20 protein-coding genes are annotated in these 20758 nt (G+C 65.4%); 13 read left to right on the plus strand and 7 right to left on the minus strand.

Annotated elements, in window-relative coordinates; translation table 11 throughout:
- Nucleotide 1: 1 nt before the first annotated feature.
- The 9 genes from ispF (at nucleotide 2) to HQN78_RS00180 (ending at nucleotide 10486) form a co-directional block, all read left to right on the plus strand.
- The gene (gene ispF, locus HQN78_RS00140; protein WP_107798435.1) at nucleotides 2-478 is read left to right on the plus strand and encodes a 2-C-methyl-D-erythritol 2,4-cyclodiphosphate synthase; all 477 of its coding nucleotides are present in this window, start codon (nucleotides 2-4) and stop codon (nucleotides 476-478) included.
- 106 nt (nucleotides 479-584) lie between these two features.
- Nucleotides 585-1244, plus strand: coding sequence for a ribose-5-phosphate isomerase RpiA (gene rpiA / locus HQN78_RS00145; RefSeq protein ID WP_235087213.1), 660 nt, complete (start codon nucleotides 585-587; stop codon nucleotides 1242-1244).
- 113 nt (nucleotides 1245-1357) lie between these two features.
- Nucleotides 1358-2059, plus strand: coding sequence for a phosphate signaling complex protein PhoU (phoU, locus tag HQN78_RS00150; RefSeq protein ID WP_107798437.1), 702 nt, complete (start codon nucleotides 1358-1360; stop codon nucleotides 2057-2059).
- Between the two features lie 192 nt (nucleotides 2060-2251).
- Nucleotides 2252-3745 carry an exopolyphosphatase gene (gene ppx, locus HQN78_RS00155; RefSeq protein ID WP_256477458.1) on the plus strand — a complete coding sequence of 498 codons (1494 nt, stop codon included), beginning with the start codon at nucleotides 2252-2254 and terminating at the stop codon, nucleotides 3743-3745.
- A 7-nt stretch (nucleotides 3746-3752) separates the two neighbouring features.
- Nucleotides 3753-4832: a magnesium/cobalt transporter CorA gene (gene corA / locus HQN78_RS00160; RefSeq protein ID WP_048412489.1), complete on the plus strand. Its 1080-nt coding sequence runs from the start codon at nucleotides 3753-3755 to the stop codon at nucleotides 4830-4832.
- Nucleotides 4833-5260: 428 nt separating this feature from the next.
- Nucleotides 5261-5851 carry a fimbrial protein gene (locus HQN78_RS00165; protein ID WP_235087215.1) on the plus strand — a complete coding sequence of 197 codons (591 nt, stop codon included), beginning with the start codon at nucleotides 5261-5263 and terminating at the stop codon, nucleotides 5849-5851.
- Between the two features lie 180 nt (nucleotides 5852-6031).
- Entirely contained in the window at nucleotides 6032-6763 is a 732-nt protein-coding gene (locus HQN78_RS00170; protein ID WP_107798440.1) for a molecular chaperone, read from the plus strand.
- Nucleotides 6764-6821: 58 nt separating this feature from the next.
- Nucleotides 6822-9362 (plus strand): fimbria/pilus outer membrane usher protein, encoded by a 2541-nt coding sequence (locus tag HQN78_RS00175; RefSeq protein ID WP_235087218.1) that lies wholly within the window; start codon nucleotides 6822-6824, stop codon nucleotides 9360-9362.
- A 299-nt stretch (nucleotides 9363-9661) separates the two neighbouring features.
- Nucleotides 9662-10486 (plus strand): fimbrial protein, encoded by an 825-nt coding sequence (locus HQN78_RS00180; protein ID WP_235087221.1) that lies wholly within the window; start codon nucleotides 9662-9664, stop codon nucleotides 10484-10486.
- 9 nt (nucleotides 10487-10495) lie between these two features.
- On the opposite strand, the gene HQN78_RS00185 is transcribed toward HQN78_RS00180, so the two are convergent.
- Nucleotides 10496-11401 carry an S-adenosyl-l-methionine hydroxide adenosyltransferase family protein gene (locus tag HQN78_RS00185; protein WP_235087224.1) on the minus strand — a complete coding sequence of 302 codons (906 nt, stop codon included), beginning with the start codon at nucleotides 11399-11401 and terminating at the stop codon, nucleotides 10496-10498.
- A gap of 199 nt (nucleotides 11402-11600) precedes the next feature.
- Nucleotides 11601-12233, minus strand: a complete 633-nt coding sequence (gene pncA, locus HQN78_RS00190; RefSeq protein ID WP_235087226.1) for a bifunctional nicotinamidase/pyrazinamidase — start codon at nucleotides 12231-12233, stop codon at nucleotides 11601-11603.
- A 142-nt stretch (nucleotides 12234-12375) separates the two neighbouring features.
- Between pncA and HQN78_RS00195 the strand changes: the two genes are divergently transcribed.
- The 4 genes from HQN78_RS00195 (at nucleotide 12376) to HQN78_RS00210 (ending at nucleotide 15794) form a co-directional block, all read left to right on the plus strand.
- Nucleotides 12376-14733 carry a heavy metal translocating P-type ATPase gene (locus HQN78_RS00195; protein ID WP_235087229.1) on the plus strand — a complete coding sequence of 786 codons (2358 nt, stop codon included), beginning with the start codon at nucleotides 12376-12378 and terminating at the stop codon, nucleotides 14731-14733.
- A 47-nt stretch (nucleotides 14734-14780) separates the two neighbouring features.
- Nucleotides 14781-14990: a heavy-metal-associated domain-containing protein gene (locus HQN78_RS00200; protein WP_019102750.1), complete on the plus strand. Its 210-nt coding sequence runs from the start codon at nucleotides 14781-14783 to the stop codon at nucleotides 14988-14990.
- 217 nt (nucleotides 14991-15207) lie between these two features.
- Nucleotides 15208-15438, plus strand: coding sequence for a type II toxin-antitoxin system HigB family toxin (locus HQN78_RS00205; protein ID WP_235087231.1), 231 nt, complete (start codon nucleotides 15208-15210; stop codon nucleotides 15436-15438).
- A complete protein-coding gene (locus HQN78_RS00210) occupies nucleotides 15435-15794 on the plus strand; it encodes a type II toxin-antitoxin system HigA family antitoxin (protein WP_107798448.1) in 360 nt (119 codons plus the stop codon). Before HQN78_RS00205 ends, HQN78_RS00210 begins: the two co-directional genes overlap by 4 nt.
- A gap of 43 nt (nucleotides 15795-15837) precedes the next feature.
- On the opposite strand, the gene HQN78_RS00215 is transcribed toward HQN78_RS00210, so the two are convergent.
- The 5 genes from HQN78_RS00215 to HQN78_RS00235 all read right to left on the minus strand — a co-directional run bounded on the left by HQN78_RS00215 (nucleotide 15838) and on the right by HQN78_RS00235 (nucleotide 20701).
- Nucleotides 15838-16158: a DUF190 domain-containing protein gene (locus HQN78_RS00215; protein ID WP_107798449.1), complete on the minus strand. Its 321-nt coding sequence runs from the start codon at nucleotides 16156-16158 to the stop codon at nucleotides 15838-15840.
- An 18-nt stretch (nucleotides 16159-16176) separates the two neighbouring features.
- Nucleotides 16177-16944 carry a 3',5'-cyclic-nucleotide phosphodiesterase gene (locus HQN78_RS00220; protein WP_235087233.1) on the minus strand — a complete coding sequence of 256 codons (768 nt, stop codon included), beginning with the start codon at nucleotides 16942-16944 and terminating at the stop codon, nucleotides 16177-16179.
- A 167-nt stretch (nucleotides 16945-17111) separates the two neighbouring features.
- Nucleotides 17112-19004, minus strand: coding sequence for a M14 family metallopeptidase (locus tag HQN78_RS00225; protein ID WP_235087236.1), 1893 nt, complete (start codon nucleotides 19002-19004; stop codon nucleotides 17112-17114).
- Nucleotides 19005-19235: 231 nt separating this feature from the next.
- Nucleotides 19236-19940 (minus strand): amino acid ABC transporter permease, encoded by a 705-nt coding sequence (locus HQN78_RS00230; RefSeq protein WP_227104588.1) that lies wholly within the window; start codon nucleotides 19938-19940, stop codon nucleotides 19236-19238.
- Nucleotides 19922-20701: an amino acid ABC transporter permease gene (locus tag HQN78_RS00235; RefSeq protein WP_235089915.1), complete on the minus strand. Its 780-nt coding sequence runs from the start codon at nucleotides 20699-20701 to the stop codon at nucleotides 19922-19924. The genes HQN78_RS00230 and HQN78_RS00235 overlap by 19 nt, the downstream gene beginning before the upstream one ends.
- Between the last annotated feature and the right edge of the window lie 57 nt (nucleotides 20702-20758).

Here is a 20758-nt window from a genome sequence, read left to right on the forward strand (position 1 = left end):
TATGTTTCGAGTTGGACAGGGCTACGACGTGCATCAGATGGTGGCCGGCCGGCCGTTGATCCTGGGCGGCGTGCGCATTCCGCACGATAAGGGCCTGTTGGGCCACTCCGACGCCGACGCCTTGCTGCACGCGATTACCGACGCCTTGCTGGGCGCGGCGGCGCTGGGCGACATCGGCCGCCATTTTCCGGACACCGATCCCGAATTCAAAGGCGCGGACAGCCGCGCGCTGCTGCGCGAAGCGGCCAAGCGCGTGCGCGCCGCCGGCTGGCGTCCGGTGAACGTGGACAGCACGCTGATCGCGCAGCAGCCCAAGCTGGCTCCGTACATCGACGCGATGCGCGCGGCCATCGCCGAAGACCTGGGCCTGGAGATCGGCGCGGTCAACGTCAAGGGCAAGACCAATGAAAAGCTCGGCTATCTGGGCCGCTGCGAGGCGATAGAGGCGCAAGCCGCCTGCCTGCTGATGCCCGTGTAAAACCGCGCCGAGATTCGCCGTTCGAGATTGATGACAGGTGTCCGGCGGCCCGCCCCGTGCCATAATCCGCCCGGCGCAATACCATCCCAACACAGGAGGCATTACCATGTTGACTCAGGACCAACTGAAGCTTGCCGTGGCCAAGAAGGCCATCGAATTCGTGCCGGACGACAGCATCGTCGGCGTCGGCACCGGCAGCACCGTCAATCTGTTCATTGAAGAGCTGGCCGCCATCAAGGGCCGCATCCGCGGCGCGGTGTCCAGCTCGGACGCCTCCACCGCCCGCCTCAAGGCTCACCACATCCCGGTGTTCGACCTGAACGAAGTGGACGCGCTGCCGGTGTACATCGACGGCGCCGATGAAATCAACCACCACCTGCACATGATCAAGGGCGGCGGCGCCGCGCTGACCCGCGAGAAAATCGTCGCCAGCGTGGCCGATCAATTCATCTGCATCGCCGACGAAAGCAAATACGTCGCCATGCTGGGCGGCTTCCCGCTGCCCATCGAGGTCATTCCGATGGCGCGCAGCTATGTGGCGCGCGAACTGGTCAAGCTGGGCGGCCACCCGGAACTGCGCCAGGGCGTGAGCACCGACAACGGCAACGTGATCCTGGACGTGCACGGCTTGAAGATTCAGAAGCCGGTGGAACTGGAGGAGATCATCAACCATCTGGCCGGCGTGGTCACCTGCGGCCTGTTCGCGCGCCGTCGCGCCGACGTGCTGGTGTTGGGGCGGCAGAACGGCGTGGAAGAAATCCGTTAAGGGCCGTCCGCCTTCGAGCAGGCCGCCCGCAGGCGGGCAGATGAATTGTCACATCGGCGTCATCTGCCCGCATTAACATAGCGTTTTTTGACTGGTTTTGGTTTGGGGCAGACATGGCAGAGCATATTTCCAAACAGTTCGATATGGAGCTGGAAACCATCCGCACCCGCGTCCTGCAGATGGGCGGACTGGTGGAGCAGCAGATTTTGTCCGCGGTGGAAGCCCTGCTGGCCGGCGATATTGACAAGCTGGACAAGGTGATCGCCGAGGATGCGCTGGTCAATGCGATGGAAGTCACCATCGACGACGACTGCCTGCACATCATCGCCCGCCGCCAGCCGGCGGCCAGCGACTTGCGCATCGTGTTCACCGTGATCAAGGTGATCACCGATCTGGAGCGCATCGGCGACGAAGCCAAGAAGATCGCGCGCATGGGCAAGACCATCTACCAGTCCGAACGCTATCAGGTGCCGCGCTTCCGCGAGATCGAGAAAATGGCGGACGCGGCGCTGGGCATGCTGCGCCGCGCGCTGGACGCCTTCGCCCGCCTGGACACCAGCGCCGCGCTGGAACTGGCCGAAGCCGACCAGGAGCTGGACGAAGACTTCGCCGCCGAACTGCGTCAGCTGATCACCTTCATGATGGAAGACCCGCGCACCATCAGCATGTCCATCGACACCTTGTTCATCTCCAAGGCGATAGAGCGCATCGGCGATCACGCCACCAATATTTCCGAATACGTGGTCTATCTGGTCAAGGGCAAGGACATCCGCCACACTACGCTGGAAACCAAGAAGCGCGAAACCCTGGGCTGAGCCGGCCCGCGCCGGCCACGGCGACTTGACATGACGGTTTGCCTAAAATGGCGGTAACATTCGGTGTTACCGCCATTGTTGCGTCCGGCGTCCGTGCCAGTCCCCCGGCGATCCAACCTGATGATGAATCCCCCCGTTTCCGCCGGCGCCGCCGCGCGGGCGCGGGCCTTGATAAAGAGAGAAGGGGTGTCTTTGACACTGACCACGCCCCCAAACAACGTGCTCGCCACCATCGATATGGGCTCCAACAGCTTCCGCCTGCAAGTGTCGCGGGTGGTGGACGACCAGCTGTACGCGCTGGACGTGATGAAGGAGACCGTGCGCCTGGGCGCGGGCCTGACCGCCGACAAACAACTGGACCAGGAAACCCAGGACAAGGCCCTGGCCTGTCTCGCCCGCTTTGGCGAGCGCCTGCGCGGCTTCACCCCGGCGCAAGTGCGCGCGGTGGGCACCAATACCCTGCGCGTGGCCAAGAACGCGGCGGACTTCATCGCCAAGGCCGAGCCCTTGCTGGGCTTTCCCATCGAGGTGATCGCCGGCCGCGAAGAGGCGCGGCTGATCTATCTGGGCGCCGCCCATTCGCTGCCGGACACCAAGGAGCGGCGCATGGTGGTGGACATTGGCGGCGGCTCCACCGAGTTCATCATCGGCAGCCATTACAAAGCCCTGGTCACCGAAAGCCTGCCCCTGGGCTGCGTCAGCTACACATTGCGTTATTTCGGCGACGGCAAGCTGACCCAGGCCAATTTCCGGGACGCCATCCTGGCCGCGCGCAACGAGATTCAGCGCATCGCCCACCAATACCAGCGCGAAGAATGGCAGCTGGCGGTGGGCACCTCCGGCACCGCGCGTTCCCTGCGCGACGTGCTGGAAATCAACGACTGGAGCACGGCCGACATCACCTTGTCCGGCATGGAAAAGCTCAAGGCGCTGCTGATCCGCCAGGGCGGCATCGCCGCCATCGACGTCAACGGCCTCAAGGCCGACCGCGCGCCGGTGCTGGCCGGCGGCCTCGCCATCATGATCGCGGTGTTCCAGGAACTGGCCATCGACAAGATGACGGTGGCCGAAGGCGCTTTGCGCGATGGCGTGCTATACGATCTATTGGGCCGTCAGCGTGAAAAGGACATGCGCGATACCACCGTCACCCAGTTCAAGCGCCGCTACCATGTGGACACCGCCCAGGCCGAGCGCGTCACCGCGCTGGCCGAGCGCCTGTACCGGATGGTGGCCGGCGAGGACGTGGACCAGGCCATGCTCAAGCGCCTGCTGTGGGCGGCCAAGCTGCACGAGATCGGGCTGACCATCTCGCACACCGCCTATCACAAGCACTCTTCCTACATCCTGCAGCACGCCGACATGCCCGGCTTCTCCAAGCGCGAACAGGCCACGCTGGCCGCCATCGTGCTGGGCCACCGCGGCGACATGGGCAAGATGCGGCAATACATGGAAGACTCCAGCCTGTGGCAGGCGGTGGTGTCGCTGCGGCTGGCGGTCTTGTTCCACCGCAGCCGCAACAGCATCGCGCTGCCGGAAATGCTGGACCTGCGCCAGCACGCCACCGGCTTCGCGCTGACGCTGAACAAGGTCTGGCTGAAGGGCAGCCCGCTGACGGCGAGCGGCTTCAAGCAGGAGATCGGCCAGTGGAAGAACGTCGGCTTCGTGCTCGACATCGTGCAAGTGTGATCTGCCCATGCGCCACGCCACGCTGAAAAAACGCATTCCCACGCTGGGCGAGGCGCCCGGCACCCTGCTGTCGGTGGGCGAGGCGAAATTGCCGGAAGCCTCGATCTCGCTATTCGAATACGGCCCGGAGCAATTGCAGGAAACCGTGTTCCAGACCGTGGCCGAGGGCCTGGCCCACCAGCCCGGCGGCGGCGTCTTGTGGCTCAACGTCTACGGCCTGCACCAGCCCGAGGTGATGCGCGCCATCGGCCAGCGCTTCGGCCTGCATTCCCTGGTGCTGGAAGACATCATGAACGCGCGCCAGCGGCCCAAGGTGGAGGACTACGGCGATTATTTGTTCGTCGCCAGCCGGGTGTTCGACTACCACCAGCACAGTGAAAACGGCGCCGGGCGCTTGTTGTCCGATCAGATCTATCTGGTCATCGGCCGCCGTTTCGTGCTGAGCTTTCAGGAGCGGCCCACCGGCGTGTTCGAGGAGGTGCGGGAACGGCTGCGCCGCGGACGCGGCCTGCTGCGCCACAAGGACGCCGACTACCTGGGCTATTCCTTGCTGGACGCGATGATAGACGACTACTTCGGCGTGCTCACCGAGTTCAACGAAAAAGTGGAGCGCATGGACACCATGCTGCTGCGCGGACGCGATCAGGGCGTTTTGCTGCAGATCCAGCGGCTGAAGCGGGATTGCCTGAAGCTGCGCCGCGCGCTGATGCCGATGCGGGAAATGCTGATTTCGCTGAACCGCGGCGAGCATGGCTTTTTCAAGCCGGAGACCTTGGTCTATCTGCGCGACGCTTACGATCACACCATGCATGTGATCGAATCGCTGGAGATGTCGCGCGAGATGGTGGGCGACATGCTGGACCTCTACCTGTCCACCCAGTCCCATCGGCTCAACCTGCAAATGCGGGTGCTCACCGTCTTGACCATGATCTTCATGCCGCTGACGCTGATCGCCGGCATCTACGGCATGAACTTCGAATACATGCCGGAGCTGAAATGGCATTACGGCTATCACCTGGTGCTGGTGGCGATGCTGGGCATCGCCGGCGGGCTGGGGTGGTTGTTCTGGAAGCGGCGCTGGCTCTGAGGTGCGGTCCCGCCTAGGCCGGACCAGCCCAGCGTGTTCCCTGAGAAACGGCAGACGCCTGTACGGCGGCTGCCGTTTTTTTTCCGCCCGCGCGTTGCGCGCTTGAAAAGCGCGGCGAGTCCTCTTTCGGCCCAGCTTGCCTTGGGCTTTTCTCCTTCCCCTGAGGGGATTTATTTTTGTATGGAGTTTCCCAATAAAAATCCATTAATTTCGCATATTAATATTATGCGATTTTAAGATGATTACCTAATGGTTATCGTTTCATATAACCATATGACAATAAAATAGGATAAATCCTATATTTCATAAGTATTTGAAAACCTAAAATCCTCTTCAGATTGTTTGACAATCTTGGCATTGGCGTGTTTTCGCCATTCGAACGTCGCAGGCTTTGGTCTGCGGCTTTTTCAATCTGAGGGAGGTTTTGCATGAAATTGTTAAACAGCAAGCAAGGGAAATTCGTTGTGGCGGCGCTGGCCGCCTTTGCCGTCAGTCCGGTCTTTGCCGATACCCTTTCTGGCCAGATCGACTTTACCGGCCGAGTGATTTCCGATTCTTGCCGGCTCAGCTCGCCCAATGGCGACGCCAACAGCATCAAGGTGGACATGGGCACGGTGTCGGTGGAGGACATCGGCACGCTGGCCAATCCCAAGTTCACCGGCGCCGGCAGCCGGCAGGTGAACTTCAACATCATTTGCAAAACCGCCAGCAAAGTGACGATGAAGCTGGCCGGCGCGTCGCCGGAAGTGATGAGCGGCAACAACATCCTGCGCGTCAACAACGGCACCTCGTCTCCGGGCTTTGCCCGGGGCGTCGGCATCGCGGTGTTCGACAGCGCCGCGGTGGCCAACCCCTCCGCTTACAACCTGACCAGCGGCGTTCTCTTGCAGGAGGACCAGCCGGGTCAGCCCGATGATATCCGTCGCGTCAGCTTCGCCGCCGCCTATGTCGGTTCCGGCGGGGCCATGTCGCCAGGCATCGCCAACGCCAGCCTGCCGTTTACCCTGAGCTACGACTAAAGCGCCGGCGCGGCGTCGTCAGGCGTCCGCGCCATGCCCGCGGTGCGGGACTGGCCGCGCCGCGCAGTCCCTTGAACAGGCTCTGCCAGGAGGGCGGCGCGCCGTCCTCCCTTTCCTCATCGCGTTCCCGGCCGCGTCAGCCGCCTTGGGACCATTGTTGGATATTTCGTGGCCTCACTCATGAAAATCATTCTGTTCCTCTCCCTGGCCTTGCTCATCAGTCCGGTTTGGGCCGGCATCGCGCTTAACGGCACCCGCGTCATCTTTGACGGCAATGACAAGGAGGCCTCCATCATCGTCAGCAATCTGGGCGAGGAGATCCTGGTCCAGTCCTGGCTGGAGTCGGCGGAAGGCCAGCCGGACGAACTGCCGTTCGCGGTGACGCCTCCGCTGGCGCGCTTGCCGCTTAAACAGCAGCAGTTGCTGCGGGTGTTGTACGAGGGCGCCGGAGCGGCGCCCGACCGGGAGTCGGTATTTTGGCTGAACGTGCAGGAAATCCCCCAGGCGGCGCGCGGAGACAATGTGCTGCAACTGGCGGTGCGCCAGCGCGTCAAGGTGTTCTTCCGGCCTCAGGGGCTGGGCAGCGACGCCGCCTTGCAAGCGCCGGAAGGCTTGCGCTGGAGCCTGCTCCAGGCCGACGGCAGGCCGGCCTTGCGCGTGGACAACCCCAGCCGCTATCACGTGACGGTGGTGGATTTGACACTCAAGGCCGGCGCCGGAGCGCAGGAGCTGGCGAGCGCCTATATGGTGGCGCCGGGCGGCAGCGGGCAATGGCCGCTGAAACCGTCCGCCGCCGGCAGCGCGCAACTGCGCTACGGCATCATCAACGACTTCGGCGGGCTCGTGGAGTACGAGGTCGCGCTCGAAGCCGGCCGGGAAGGCCGCCCTCAGCAGCGCCCCCAGGAACCTTGACCATGTCGCTTCCATCTTCCTCGGCCATCTGCCGGATCCCCCCGTATAAAGCCCAATCATGCGCATACGTCCAAATCGTCAGCCCTGGAATAAAACCTCGATCCGACGCCGTTCCGCGCTGAAGCCCGGCTGCCTGGCCCTGTTGATGGCGCTGGCGGAACTGGCCCGGGCGGAGGCGGCGGAAGGAGAGGCGCAGTCCGCGCCTGTCTTGCTGGCCTTCAACACCAACTTCATCAACGGCTCCGGCCGGATGCCGGATTTGAGCGCGGTGCTCAGCGCCGGCAACGCCTTGCTGCCCGGCAACTATCGCGTGGACGTGCTGGTCAACGGCAATCTGACCGGCCGCCGCGACGTGCTGTTTCTCCAGGCGGCCAGCGGCAAGGTGGAAGCCTGCATCGACGCCGGTTTGCTGCAGGCGGCCGGCGTGCAGCTGCAAAGCCTGACGCCGCCCTTGTCCGCGGACGACCCGGCCTGCCTGGACCTGCCGGCGCTGATGGACCTGGCGGCGGCGGACTACGACGCCAATCGGCTGCAACTGAGCTTGAGCATTCCCCAGGCCTTTCTCAGCCGCGGCGCGCGCGGTTATATCGACCCGGCGCTCTGGGACGCCGGCGTGGCCGCCGCCTACGTCAACTACCAGTTCAACGGCAATGAGAGCCGCAGCAGCGAGCCGGGCGGGGTCAACCGCCGCAACGCCTTCCTCGGCTTGCAAAACGGCGTCAATCTGGGCGCTTGGCGTTTGCGCAACGACAGCACCTTCAACTGGGCCGACGGCCAGTCCATGAGCGCGCGCAGCAACCGCAGCGTGTTGCAGCGCGACTTGATCGGTTGGAAAAGCCAGCTGGCGCTGGGCGAGCAATACGCAGACTCCACCTTGTTCGACAGCGTGCGCTTCCGAGGCGCGCAGCTGGCCAGCGACGACGCGATGCTGCCGGACGGCGAGCGCGGCTACGCGCCGGTGGTGCGCGGCCAGGCGCAGAGCAACGCGGTGGTGGAAGTCCGCCAGAACGGCTATACGCTGTACCGCGCCAATGTGCCGCCGGGGCCGTTCGAGCTAACCGATATTTTCCCGTCCGGCTCCAACGGCGATCTGGAAATCACCGTCACCGAGGCCGACGGCAGCAAGCGGGTGACGCAGCAGTCCTTCTCCAGCCTGCCCCTGATGCTGCGCAAGGGCCGCTGGCGCTACAGCGCCGCCTTCGGCGAGTATCAGGGCAGCCAGGACGTGCATCCCAGCTTCGCCGCCGGCACCCTGGTCTACGGCGCGGGCGACGACAGCACGGTGGCGGCGGGCTTCCAGCTCACATCGAATTTTCAGGCCGTCAACCTGGGCGTGGGCGCCAACACCCCGCTGGGCGCGCTGTCCTTGGACTTCACCCAGTCCAATAGCCGGATCAGGGGCGCGCGGCGGCAAGGGCAGAGCTTGAGACTGCTTTACGCCAAAACCTTTACCCGCACCCTGACCAACCTGACGCTGGCCGCGTATCGCTATTCGACCTCCGGCTATCGCAGTTTCAACGACCACGCCAACGATCTCGCCGGCAATAGCCAGGGACAGTTCGGCCGCAGCCGCTCGCGCATCGATTTGAGCACCCAGCAGGACCTGGGCCGCGAGCGGCGTTTCGGCAGCCTGTATCTGAACCTGAGCCAGCAAAGCTACTGGGGACAGAACGGCAGCAGCGGCAGCGTGGGCCTGGGCTACGGCAACAACTGGAAACTGCTGGGCTACAACTTCACCTTGAGCCGGAGCCGCGACAGCCGGCCCGGCGGCGTCAGCAGCAACCAGGTGATGCTGACCTTTACCGTGCCGCTGGGGCCCAAGCCGCGCTCGCCGCGGATGTACGCCAACCTGAGCCACACCTCCGGCAACGGCTCCACGCTGCAAACCGGGGTCAGCGGCCATCTGGGCGAGAACACCAGCTATTCCGTGCAGCTTGGCCATGCCGGGCGCAACGGCAGCACCTCGGGCGGGCTCAGCGTCAACCACAACGCCGATTTCGTGCAATTGAGCGCGGCCTACAACGCGGCGCGTCATTACCAGTCCGCCAGCGTCGGCCTGTCCGGCGCCATTGTCGCCCATGGCGGCGGCGTCAACCTGAGTCGTCCGGTGGGCGACACTTTCGCGCTCTTGCAAGTGGACGGCGTGACCGGACCGGCGCTGCGCACCGGCAACGGCGGCGAACTGGGGCGCAACGGCTACGCGGTGCAACCCTACGCGCAGCCCTACCGCGTCAACACCCTGAGCCTGGACACCCGGCAGCTGGGGGCCGACGTGGAACTGGACGACACGGTCAAGCTGGTGGTGCCGCGGCGCGGCGCCGTGGTCAAGGGCGTGTTCAAGGCCAGAAGCGGCCAGCGCGCCCAGTTCACCCTGCTGCGGCAGGACGGTGCTCCGGCGCCGTTTGGCGCCAGCGTGGAGGACGCCGACGGCAAACCGCTGGGCATCGTCGACCCCAGGGGCAAGGTGCTGGCCTTGCTGAAGCGGGAGACCGGCCGGCTGACGGTGAAATGGCGGGGAGGCCAGTGTACGGCCGATTACCGGCTGCCGCCGGCCAAGGCCGGCCGCTATTATCAGCGGCGGACTCTGAACTGCGGCTAGCCCGTAGGAGCGGGCCGACTTTGCAATATGATCGAGTGGAGCATCAGCGAATGAAGCACATCAAAATCCGGCGGAGCATCGGCGTCATGCTGCTGAGCTTCCTGCTTGGAGGCATGGCCAATGCGGGGCCTTGCGAGCCTACAGGCTCGGTTCCCCGGTTCAGTTTCGCGTTTAACCGGACTTTTACCTCGCCGGATGACAATGCGGCGGGGGCCTTGTACCCGAACGCCCATAGATGGGAGTTGGGCGATACTTATGTGGCGCGCTGCGCTTGTGCCGGGGCGGAGACACCTTTCAAGGTGTTCTACACCACCAGGACCGAGCTGCCCAAGGGGGAGCGCAGAACGGTCAATGGCGTGCCGTTGCAGTTCTATGTCTTGAACCGCAATCTGCAAGTGGGGGTGGAGGTCTTTCTCGCCGGGGAGGTTCGACAGTATAAAGCGGTGCCGTGGGACGGTTTGAGCAATGAGATGACTGGTCAGCGGCGCTGTAGAAACGGCGAGTCAATCGACTCGCGGCCCTTTGAGACCGGCAGCCGGGGGCGAGTGCATTTGCTGATCAGCCGCCCCTTTGTCGGTACTTTGAATGTGCCTGAATTCAAAGTGCTGGATGTGTTCGGCGTGCAAGGTTACGCCACTGCGCCGGGCAGCGTCCCCATGGTCAGCTTGTTCATGAGCATGGGCGTGACGGTGCCGCAGAACTGCAAGCTGGCCGCGGGGCAGCAAACCACTATCGATTTCGGCCCCTTGATCGCCGGGCAATTGGCCCGTTCCGGCGCGGCCAGGCAAAGCGCGGTGAGCCGCACTTTCCAGATTCAATGCACCAATATCTCCGCCGGGGTCAAGATCAATCTGGCGCTGGAAGGACGGCCGCACGGCCGGGACGCGCGCTATCTGGAAACCACGCATCAGAACGTGGCGGTGGCGATGGAGAGCGCCGGCAAGCTGGTGCCGCCCAGCCTGCCTGGCGGGACGCCGGCCGGCGGGCAATTGATTCCGATCGCGCTGGATTACGACAATCTGCGCGCCTTGTTCGGCTTGACCGCCTGGCCGGTCAAGATGGTGGAGAACCCGACGCCGGGCGGGTTCCAGGGCAGCGCCACTTTGAAGTTCGATTTCGAGTAGCGGCGGCGTTCAGGGCCGGCTCAGCTCCACCGACCACTCCGGTCCGGAGCCGATGCCGCGCTTGGCGGCGTAGTTGTCCATATTCAGCGCCAGCGACACGTCCAGCAGGCTGTTCAGATAGACCAGCGGCTGGCCGCTGGGCACTTCGCCGAAGGTGCGGCGATAAGGCGCCACCACTTCGTCCACCGGCTTGCCCTGCTTGAAGATGCGCACTTTCACCGTGTCGCCGGGGCGGAAGCCCTGGGCTTCGAACAAGGTTTTGGGGATATTGGTCCACACATTGCCGTATTGCGGGTCCAGCACCGGGATCATGCCCTTGAGCCGTCCGTCGGCGGCTTCCGCGCGCTGATACGACAGCTTGACCACGGCGGCGGCCGGCAGCGGCGGGCCCACGTCCTCGAAACGGATTTTGCCGGCGGCCAGCCGCGCGCCGGTGTAGGCGTAGACGTCGCGGCCATGGAAGGTGTAGGAGTCGGCCGAACCCTGCAAGCGGTTGGTTTTTTCGTCGATGCGGCGCAGTTCGGCCACGCCGTCGCGTTCAGCGATCAAGGTCAGCAGGCCGTTGTTGGGATTGACGAAGTAGCGGCCGTCCCGTGTTTTCAGCACCACGGACTGGCGCTCGGTGCCGACGCCCGGGTCCACCACCGACACGAACACCGTGCCCTTGGGCCAGTAGTTGGCGGTCTGGTACAGGCGGTAGGCGCCGCTCCAGATATCGTAATCGGGGATCTCGTGGGTCAGGTCGGACAGCGTCAGCTTGGGGTCCACCGAGTAGGCGACGCCGCGCATCGCCGACACCGCGCCGTCCTTGAGGCCGAAGTCCGTCATCAGCACCAGTGGCGCATCTGCGCGCGCCAGCCCGGCCAGCAGCAGGCCGGCAGCCAGCCAGAGGCGGGCGTGTTGGAATAGCTTCATTCTTTTTCTCCTAAGTGTTTTTGTTTCCAGGCGCCTGCCAGCGCCGGGCTTGCTTAGCACCTGTCCACGATCTCGCGAGCTAAGGCGAGACAAGGCGGAAACGAGCGAAAAAGCGGAGTGTACAGGTGGTACATGAGCATTTTGAGCTCGTACTCACCGTGCAACGCTTCACTACGCGCAGCAGATCGTAAACAGGTTCTTACACCTCGTCCGAGCGCAGCCTCTGCACGCCGGCGGCCAGCATCTGCGCCCAGGCGCTACTCAGCGAGCCGTTCAGATTGATGCCGCGGCAGGCGTCGTCCACCACCGTGGTTTCCAGGCCGGCTGCGCGCGCGTCCAGCGCGCTCCAGGCCACGCAGTAGTCGGTGGCGAGCCCGGCCAGCCATACCCGCTTGACGCCGCGCTCGGCCAGGTAGCCGGCCAGGCCGGTGGGGGTTTGACGATCCGCTTCGACAAAGGCGGAATAGCTGTCCAGAGCCGGGTTGCAGCCCTTGCGGATGATCAGTTGGGCCTGGCTGGTGTCCAGCTCGGGGTGGAATGCCGCGCCATGGCTGCCGGCCACGCAGTGATCCGGCCACAGCGTCTGCTCGCCATACGGCAGCTGGATGCTGTCGAAAGGCTGCTTGCCGGCATGCCGGCTGGCGAAGGACACATGTTTGGCCGGATGCCAGTCTTGGGTCAGGATCACCCGGTTGAAGAACTGCATCATGTGGTTGATCAGCGGCACGATCTGATCGCCGTCGGCCACCGCCAGTTCGCCGCCGGGACAAAAACTGTTTTGCACGTCCACCACGATCAAGGCGCAATCGTCGCCGTAGCGTTTCAGGGGCATAGCGTTTTCCTGCAAGGGTTCTCAGCCTATCTTGTTACCACGCGGCCGCTGGCGTGGTAAAGCCCGCCACGGTGACAAGAGTGAAAAAAGGGTTTGCCACAAATACCCTATGGGGGTATATAATTCGGCTCAGGAGGTCATCATGACAGCAAGCACCGTGGATTTGCCGATTGAGGGCATGAGTTGCGCGGCCTGCGCCGCCAGGATTGAAAAACAGTTGAACCGGCTGGACGGGGTGGAGGCGGCGGTCAACTTCGCCAGCGAATCGGCCAAGGTCTCGTTCGACCCGGTCAAAACCCCGCCGCAAACTTTGGTGGACACCATCGCCAAGACCGGTTTCGCCGTGCCGCGCCGGCAGGCGGAACTGGACATCCAGGGCATGACTTGCGCCGCCTGCGCCGGCCGCATCGAGAAGGTGCTGAACCGGTTGCCGGGCGTGTCCGCCCAGGTCAACTTCGCCAGCGAGAGCGCGCGCATCGATTACGTGGCCGGGCTGGCCGACGAGGCGGCGCTGATCGCCGCGGTCAGCCGCGCCGGCTACCAGGCCGCGCCCAAAGCCGGGCCGGGCGACGACACCCTGGCCGCCGAGCATGCGCGCCGCTACCGGCGCGAGCGGCTGTGGTTCGCGTTTTCCGCTCTGTTGACGCTGCCTTTCGTCATTGAAATGGCGGCGATGTTCAGCGGCGGCCACCATGGCTGGCTGCCGCGTTACTGGCAGCTGGCTTTGGCCACGCCGGTGCAGTTCGTCGTTGGCTGGCGTTTCTACAAGGGCGCCTGGGCGGCGCTGCGCGGCGGCGGCGCCAATATGGACGTGCTGGTGGCTCTGGGCACCAGCATGGCCTGGCTGTTGTCGGCGGCGGTGACGTTGTTGGGCCTGGAGGACCAGCATATTTATTTTGAAGCCAGCGCCTCGGTGATCACCCTGGTGCTGCTGGGCAAGCTGCTGGAGGCGCGCGCCAAGGGCAAGACTTCGGCGGCGATCGAAGAGTTGATCCGGCTGGCGCCCAAGACCGCTCGCGTGGAGCGCGAGGACGGCCGGGTGGAAGAGGTGGCGGTCACCGCGCTGCGCCAGGGCGATGTGGTGGTGGTGCGCCACGGCGAAACCCTGCCGGTGGACGGCGAGGTGGTGGACGGCGCGGCGGCGCTGGACGAAAGCATGCTCACCGGCGAAAGCCTGCCGGTGGCCAAGCGGGTGGGCGACAGCGTCTACGCCGCCACCCGCAATCAGGACGGCATGCTTAAAGTGCGCGCCACCGGCGTGGGCGGCGACACCCAACTGGCCGAGATCGTGCGTCTGGTCAGCGCGGCCCAGGGCTCCAAGGCGCCGATCCAGCAATTGGCGGACGTGATTTCCGGCGTGTTCGTGCCGGTGGTGGTGGGCATCAGCCTGCTGACCTTCGTCGTCACCGGCCTGTGGCTGCAGGACTGGTCGGCGGCGCTGATCCACGCGGTGGCGGTGTTGGTGATCGCCTGCCCGTGCGCCTTGGGCCTGGCCACGCCGACGGCGGTGATGGTGGGCGTGGGCAACGGCGCGCGGCGCGGCATTCTGTTCCGCAACGCCACCGCGCTGGAACTGGCCAGCCAGGTGGGGGTGTTGCTGGTGGACAAGACCGGCACGCTGACCGAGGGCAAGCCGCAAGTGAAACAAGTGCTGCCCTTGGCGGCGGACGCGGACCTGGTGCTGCAACTGGCCGCCAGCGTGGAGGCCGGTTCGGAACACCCGCTGGCGCGCGCCATCCTGCAGCAGGCGCAGCAGCAGGGCCTACCCTTGCTGCCGGTCAGCGGCTTCGCCGCCCAGGTGGGGCAGGGGGTGCAGGCTGAGGTGGCCGGCCACGGCCTGGTGCGCGCCGGCGTGCCCGGCTGGCTGGGCGAGCAGGCGCTGTCCGCCGCCTTGCCCCTGCAGCAGGCGGGCAACACCGTGGTGGCGGTGGCGCGCGGCGAGGAGCTGCTGGGCCTGTTGGCGATCGCCGACCGCATCCGCCCCAGCTCGGCCCAGGCGGTGGCGCAGTTGCAGGCCATGGGCATACGGGTGGCGATGCTGACCGGCGACAACCCGGCCACTGCCGCCGGCATCGCCGCGGAAGCGGGCATCCGCGATTACCGCGCCGAGGTGAAGCCGCAGGACAAGGCGGCGGAGGTGCGGCGCTGGCAGGCGCAGGGTTTCAAGGTGGCGATGATGGGCGACGGCGTCAACGACGCGCCGGCGCTGGCCGCCGCCGACGTCAGCCTGGCGATGGGCGCCGGCTCGGACGTGGCGATCGAGGCCGCCGACATCACGCTGATGCACGGCGACCTGATGCACGCGGTGGACGCGATCCGGCTGTCGCGCGCCAGCCTGCGCAAAATCCGGCAGAATCTGCTGTTCGCCTTCATCTACAACGTGATGGGGATACCGCTGGCGGCGCTGGGCATGTTGAACCCGGTGATCGCCGGCGCGGCGATGGCGATGAGTTCGGTATCGGTGGTGAGTAATTCGCTGTTGTTGCGGCGCTGGAAATAGGGCGGCATCGGCGCTAGCGAAGTTTTGAATTTTTTCAGGAGAAAGCAATGTCCGAATTGATCATGAAAGTGGATGGCATGACCTGCCAGGGTTGCGTGAAAAGCGTCAGCGGCGTGCTCAGCGGCATGGCCGGCGTCAGCGAGGCCGAGGTCAGCCTGGAGGCCAAGCAGGCCAAGGTGGTGTACGACGCGGAGATCGTGTCGCCGGAGGAGTTGGCGGCGGCGGTGGAGGACGCGGGTTTCGACGTGACGCGCTGAGCCTTAAACGGCGACGTAGCGAAACAGGGCATGGCTTGCGGGCCGTGCCCTGTTTCTTTGGGCGCCAGCATGTGGCCAAAGGATGCGGCCAGTCTTCTGCTTGGCTTGTTATGGTCCCGTATCGGGACTATCATGCAGCCATGAAGATCATCGCCACGCGCGCCTTGAAGACTTTTTGGGCGCTGCATCCCCTGCCGAGCAAGCGCTGAAAGCGTGGGTGGATGAGGCGAGCCAGGCGTGCTGGACCTGTCCGCAAGACATCAAGGACCGTTACCGCAGCGCCAGCTTCGTCAGGGCCAATCGGGTGGTGTTCAATATCAAGGGCAATGACTACCGCTTGATCGTTGCCGTTGCTTACCGGGTGGGCATCGTCTACATCAAGTTCATCGGCACTCACGCTCAGTACGATGCCGTCGATGCCGCCACCGTGGAAATGGAGTCTCCATGAATATCCGTCCTATCCGCAGCGAAGCCGACTATCAGGCCGCGCTCAAGGAAATATCCGTACTGGTGGAGATGGACCCGGCGCTGGATTCGCCGGAAGGCGAGCGTCTGGACATTCTGGCCACGCTGGCCCAGTCCTATGAGGCCAAGCACTTTCCCATCGATTTGCCGGACCCGATCGAGGCGATCAAATTCCGTATGGAGCAGGGCGGTTTGACGGTGGCGGACATGCAGGTTTATCTGGGCAAGCGCAACCGCGTCTATGAAGTGTTGAATCGCAAGCGGCCGCTCAGCCTCGCGATGATCCGCCGCTTGCATGAAGGCTTGCATATTCCCGCCGAGGTGCTCATCCGCGGTTGATCGATTCGAACCGTCTTCCTTTCTGCTGAGACGGGGCAGGTTCTTATTCCTCCTCCCCCAGCACGCCGAACTCCACCGGCGTCTTCACGTAAAACACCTTGATACCGGCGGCGGCGAGCGCGGCCAGCAGTCGTTCGGCCTCGTCGGCGCTGAGCGCCAGCGTGACTTCCTCGGGCTGGTCCGCCAGTTCGAAGAAGTGAGCGGAATGCAGCCGGCGGTGGCGGCCGTAACCTTCGCTGGCGGCAAACAGCGTGGCGCCGCGGACGCCCATCCGCCGCGCCTGTTGCAGTATCCATTCCGCCAAGGGCAGGCCGTCGTGGCTGTGGCCCTGCTGAGTGAAGAAAGAGAGTTGATAGCCTTGCATGGCGCGGGTCTCCTGCGGCTACAGTTCGATCACCATGCCTTCGCGCAGCGGGCAGACGCGCAGGCCGCTGGGGTATTCCGAGCGCAGCTGTTCCAGCAGGTGCTCGCGGCAGCCGGGGTCGATGTGGCTGATCCACAGATGGGTGTTGGCCGGCAGCTGCGGCAGGAAGGGCAGCAGCAGCAAGGGCGTCATATGGCCTTGGCGCGCGGCCTCGCCCTGGCGTTCGTCGGTGTAGGTCAGTTCGCAGATCACGTCGGTCAGCGAGGGCACATTGGACACCCATTGCCAGAAAGCCGGGCAGGGGCCGCTGTCGCCGCTGAAGGCCAGTGCGCGCCAACTGCCTTCTATCAGCCAGCCCAGCGCCGGCACGCTGTGATTGGCCGGCAGCGCGGTGGCCAGGCCTTCGCCCAGCGGCAGCGCGTAGCCGGGTTCCACCGCCTGCAGCCGCAGCCAGGGCTGCTCGACGCTGGGCTGGCGGGTGTAGTCCGGCCACAGCTCGCCGTTGAACAGGTGGGCGCGCAGCGCGTCCAGGGTTTCCTGCTGGCTGTAAACGGTGAGGCCGGGCCCGCGGCGGCTGGCGTGGACGTCGGCCAGCAGCGGCAGGCAGCCGCAGTGATCGGCGTGGCTGTGGGTGAGCAGCACCTGACGGATGGACAGCATTTCGTCCGGGCGCAGGCTGGTGACGCCGGTGCCGCAGTCTATCAGGGTGTCCTCGTCGATCAGGAAACTGGTGGTGTGGCCGGGATGGCCGATGCAGGCGGCGGCGCCGAGAATCTTGATGTGCATGGGTTTCTCCTGGTTGCGGCCGTTGACCGGCCTGGCCGGTCCGCCGCTGCAAACATGGAAACGATCCGCTGCCCGCCCCGCCTTGAGTGGGCGCCTGCGCCGTGAGGTTCGGCCGGCTTTAATCTATTCATTGTAGACAAGCCGGCGGACGCTTGCGCGGGACGGGATCAGCGCACGATGCCTACCGGGTAGAGGAAGCGGTTGCTGTCGGCGAACGGGGTCTGCTCATAGAACCAGTTGAGCCGGGCGTTGCGGTCCTTGGCGAACTTGGGGTCCTTGAGCCTGGCCTGGAAGGCCTGGCGCAGGGCCGGGCTTTCCGCCAGCATGCGCCGCGCCATCGGCTCCATCACATAGGCTTCCGGCGCTTCCGCCGAGGTGAGGTTGGCGTTGAAGAAGCCCCAGTGCAGGAAGGAGTCCGGGCTGGCGGGTTCCAGCAGCAGCATCGCCAGCGTGCCTAGCGGCTGTTGCGGGTCCACCACCACGGAACCGGCCGGATAGGTGACTTTGCGCTGCAGCGGGCTGGGCTTGCCGTCTATCAGCAAGCGGCCTTCATAGCCGGGGATCTTGTCGGCGGATTCGCGATCGGGCTCGAACGGGGTGCCCAGCTTGATGTCGTCCAGCCGGTAGACGGTGACGTCCAGGGTTTCCGGCCGGCTCAGTTCGCGTAGCTGGATGCCGTGGGCGCGCAGGCGGGCGATCACCTCATGCCATTGCGCCGGCACCACATAGGCCTTGGGCCGCGCGGCGATCAGGTCCGGCACGGTCAGCGGGGTGATGGGCAGGCGGTAGTCGCGCGGCTGATTGCTCCAGCGCATGATTTTGTCGCCGGTGACGGGGGAGGGCACTTTGTCGAATTTGACGCCCTTGAAGTCCACCAGCTTGGGCTTGCCCTCGGCCTCCTTCCAGGTCAGCGTCACCGGGTCCGGCCGCGCGGCGCGGTCCTTGGCGATGGCGGCGCGCAGGCCGTCGTAATGGCGGGACACGCTGTCGAAGATGGCGCGGTAGAGCACGTAGTTGCCCAGCACTTGCTGCTTGTAGGGCTTGAGCGCGTGCAGTTCCACCAGGATGGCGGGGATGCCGCGCGCGTCCGCGTATTGGTTGGAGAAGCGCGCCAGGTCGCTGTAGTACGGGTAATAGCCCTTGTCGGGGTTCTCGTTGTCGTTCATCGAGATGCAGACATTGGGCTCGTGGCCGTAGCGGCGCAGCTCGCGATAGACCTCGGGCGTCATCACCTGGTCCATCCAGCGGCTGGACGCGGGCGACCAGCCCTGGCCGTTATTGCAATAAGTGACGTCGTATTGGTAGTTGACGCCGTCGGTGCTGTGGGTGTCGATGAAGAAGTCCGGCTGGTAGTCGTTGAGCGCGCGCGCCACATTGCGGATTTCCGGGCTGTCCAGCTTGGTGAAGTCGCGGTTCAGATTGAGGTTGCGGCCGTTGACGCGCCAACCGGTCTGTTCCGGCCCGTTCTGGTTGATGCGGCCGTATTTGCCGTAGCGCATGTCGCCGTCCACGTTGACGGTGGGGACGAAGAGCAGGTTGACCTTGGATAGCAGCGCGTCGTCGCGGATCAGCAGGTCGCGGATCAGCATCAGTCCGGCGTCCTTGCCGTTGGCTTCGCCGGGGTGGATGCCGGCTTGCACATAGATCAGCGGCTTGCCGCTGGCGCGCAGGCCCTGCGGCGATTTATCGGCGGCGGCGGACACCACCGCCATCATCATGTCGCGGCCCTGGTCGGTTTTCTCCGCCATCGGGCTGAGCTTGAGCAGCGCCGGCTTGGCCGCGGCCAGCCGGTTCAGATAGGCGATGGTTTCCGGATAGGCCGGCGTGTGCTTGAAGCCGCTGGCTTCCAGCGGGGTGGCCCATGGGTCGTCCGCCTTGGCGGCGAAGCGCTGGCTGTCGCCCTGCCAGGGGATGTCCGGCGGCAACACCCGCTGGCGCGCGGCGGACAGGTATTGGCTGTCGTCGATGTAGTCCGGCGCGGCCGGCATGGCGTGCGCGGGCGGGCTGAGGTGCAGGGCGGCGAAGGCGGAAACGATGGCGAAGCGTAGCGGCAAGTGCATGATGATGATCCTGATTGTCCGAGACCGAAACAGGCTACGCCCGGCGGCCCGGCGGACGCACGGGCTGTTGCGAGGCGGCTTGACGCGGATCAAGCGCTTGCTCGCCGCGTTTCCCGCCGGAGCGCATCCAGTTCAAATCCAAAAGCCGGAGCCCCGCGCTACAGGACTCCGGCTCCTACGCTGTTCTGCTCGATGAGGTCGGCTCCAGCGCCGGGGCGGTTTTCCCCGGGCTCAGGCCCGGGCCGGCAGGCTCCAGCGCTTGTCGCTCCAGCGGCCCAGCAACTGCAGGCCGCCGCAGACCAGGAAATAAGCCAGCGCGATGAAGGCGAAAATCTCCAGCGGGTAGACCTGCTCGCGGTTGTTGACCTGGGTGGCGACGAAGGTGAATTCGGCCACGCCCACCACATAGGCCAGCGAGCTGTCCTTGATCAGGGTGATCCACTGATTGACGAAGGAGGGCAGCATCATGCGCAGCGCCTGCGGCAGCACGATCAGCCGCAGCGTCTGCCAGCGGTCCAGCCCCAGCGACAGGCCGGCCGCCCATTGGCCGGGGCCGATGGCGGCGATGCCGGCCCGCACCGACTGGCTCAGATAGGCGGCGTTGATCAGCGCCAGCGCCAGCACCACGGTGAGCACGCCGGGGATGTCCACGCCAAACAGGATGGGCAGCAGGAAATAGCACCAGAAGATCAGCATCAGCACCGGGATGGCGCGCAGCAGCGCCACCAGCGCGCCCAGCGCGCGGCGCGGGCCGGGCCCGCCCATCACCAGGGCGATGCCGCCGGCCAGGCCCAGCAGGCTGGCCAGCACGCCGGCGGCGGCGCTGATGGCCAGGGTCAGCAGCAGGCCGCCGGGCTCGCCGTTGGCCAGATTGCCCCACAGCAGATAATCGAGATTGTCCTGAATCACCGGCGGCATCATCGCGGCGCCCTCCATGCCGGCTCGCCGCGCTGGCTCAGCGCCTGGGTCAGCAACACCAGCAGCAGATAGGCGGCGGTGGCGACGGCGAAGGCCTGGAAGGCGAGCAGGGTTTCGGTTTCCACCTGACGCGAGGTGTAGGACAGCTCGGCCACGCCTATGGCCATCGCCAAGGAGGTGTTCTTCACCACCGCGGTGTATTGGCCGACCAAGGGCCGGCGCGCCAGCGCCCAGGCCTGCGGCAGCACCACCCAGCGGAATTCCTGCCAGCCGTTCATGCCCAGCGCGCGCGCGGCCTGGCGCTGGCCGGCGGCGACGCCGCGCAGCCCGGCCTGCAGTTCGCCGCAGATGAAGCTGGCGCTGTACAGGGTCAGGCCCACCAGCGCGGCCAGGAATTCGAAGGACGGCCACGGCAAGGCCAGACCGCCCGGCAAGGGCAGGCTGCGCGGGGTGTTCAGCCACAGCATGGCGGCTTCAGGCAGCAGGCCGGCCACGCCGAAATACCACAGCAGCAATTGCACCATCAGCGGAGTGTTGCGGTGCAAGCTGACCCAGAGGCCGACGCCGCGGCCGAGCGCGCGCCAGCGCGACTCCAGCGCCGCGGTCAGCAGCATGCCGAGCGCGGTGGCGGCGGCGCAGACCAGCAGGGCCAGCCAGCCGGTGAGCAGCGCGCCCTTGAGCAGCCAGCTCAGGTAGTGGGGCTCCAGCCAGTGGTGGCCGAGCCAGGAGGGGGATTCATTGCTTGCTGTCCTGTATTGCGATTGCGCTCCGCCTTTCAGCGCGGCGGCGTCTGAAATGGCGAAACCGCCGGGCGCGCCCGGCGGCTGGGGATACGG

The sequence above is a fragment of the Chromobacterium sp. Beijing genome (assembly GCF_021496765.1).
Classification (GTDB): domain Bacteria; phylum Pseudomonadota; class Gammaproteobacteria; order Burkholderiales; family Chromobacteriaceae; genus Chromobacterium.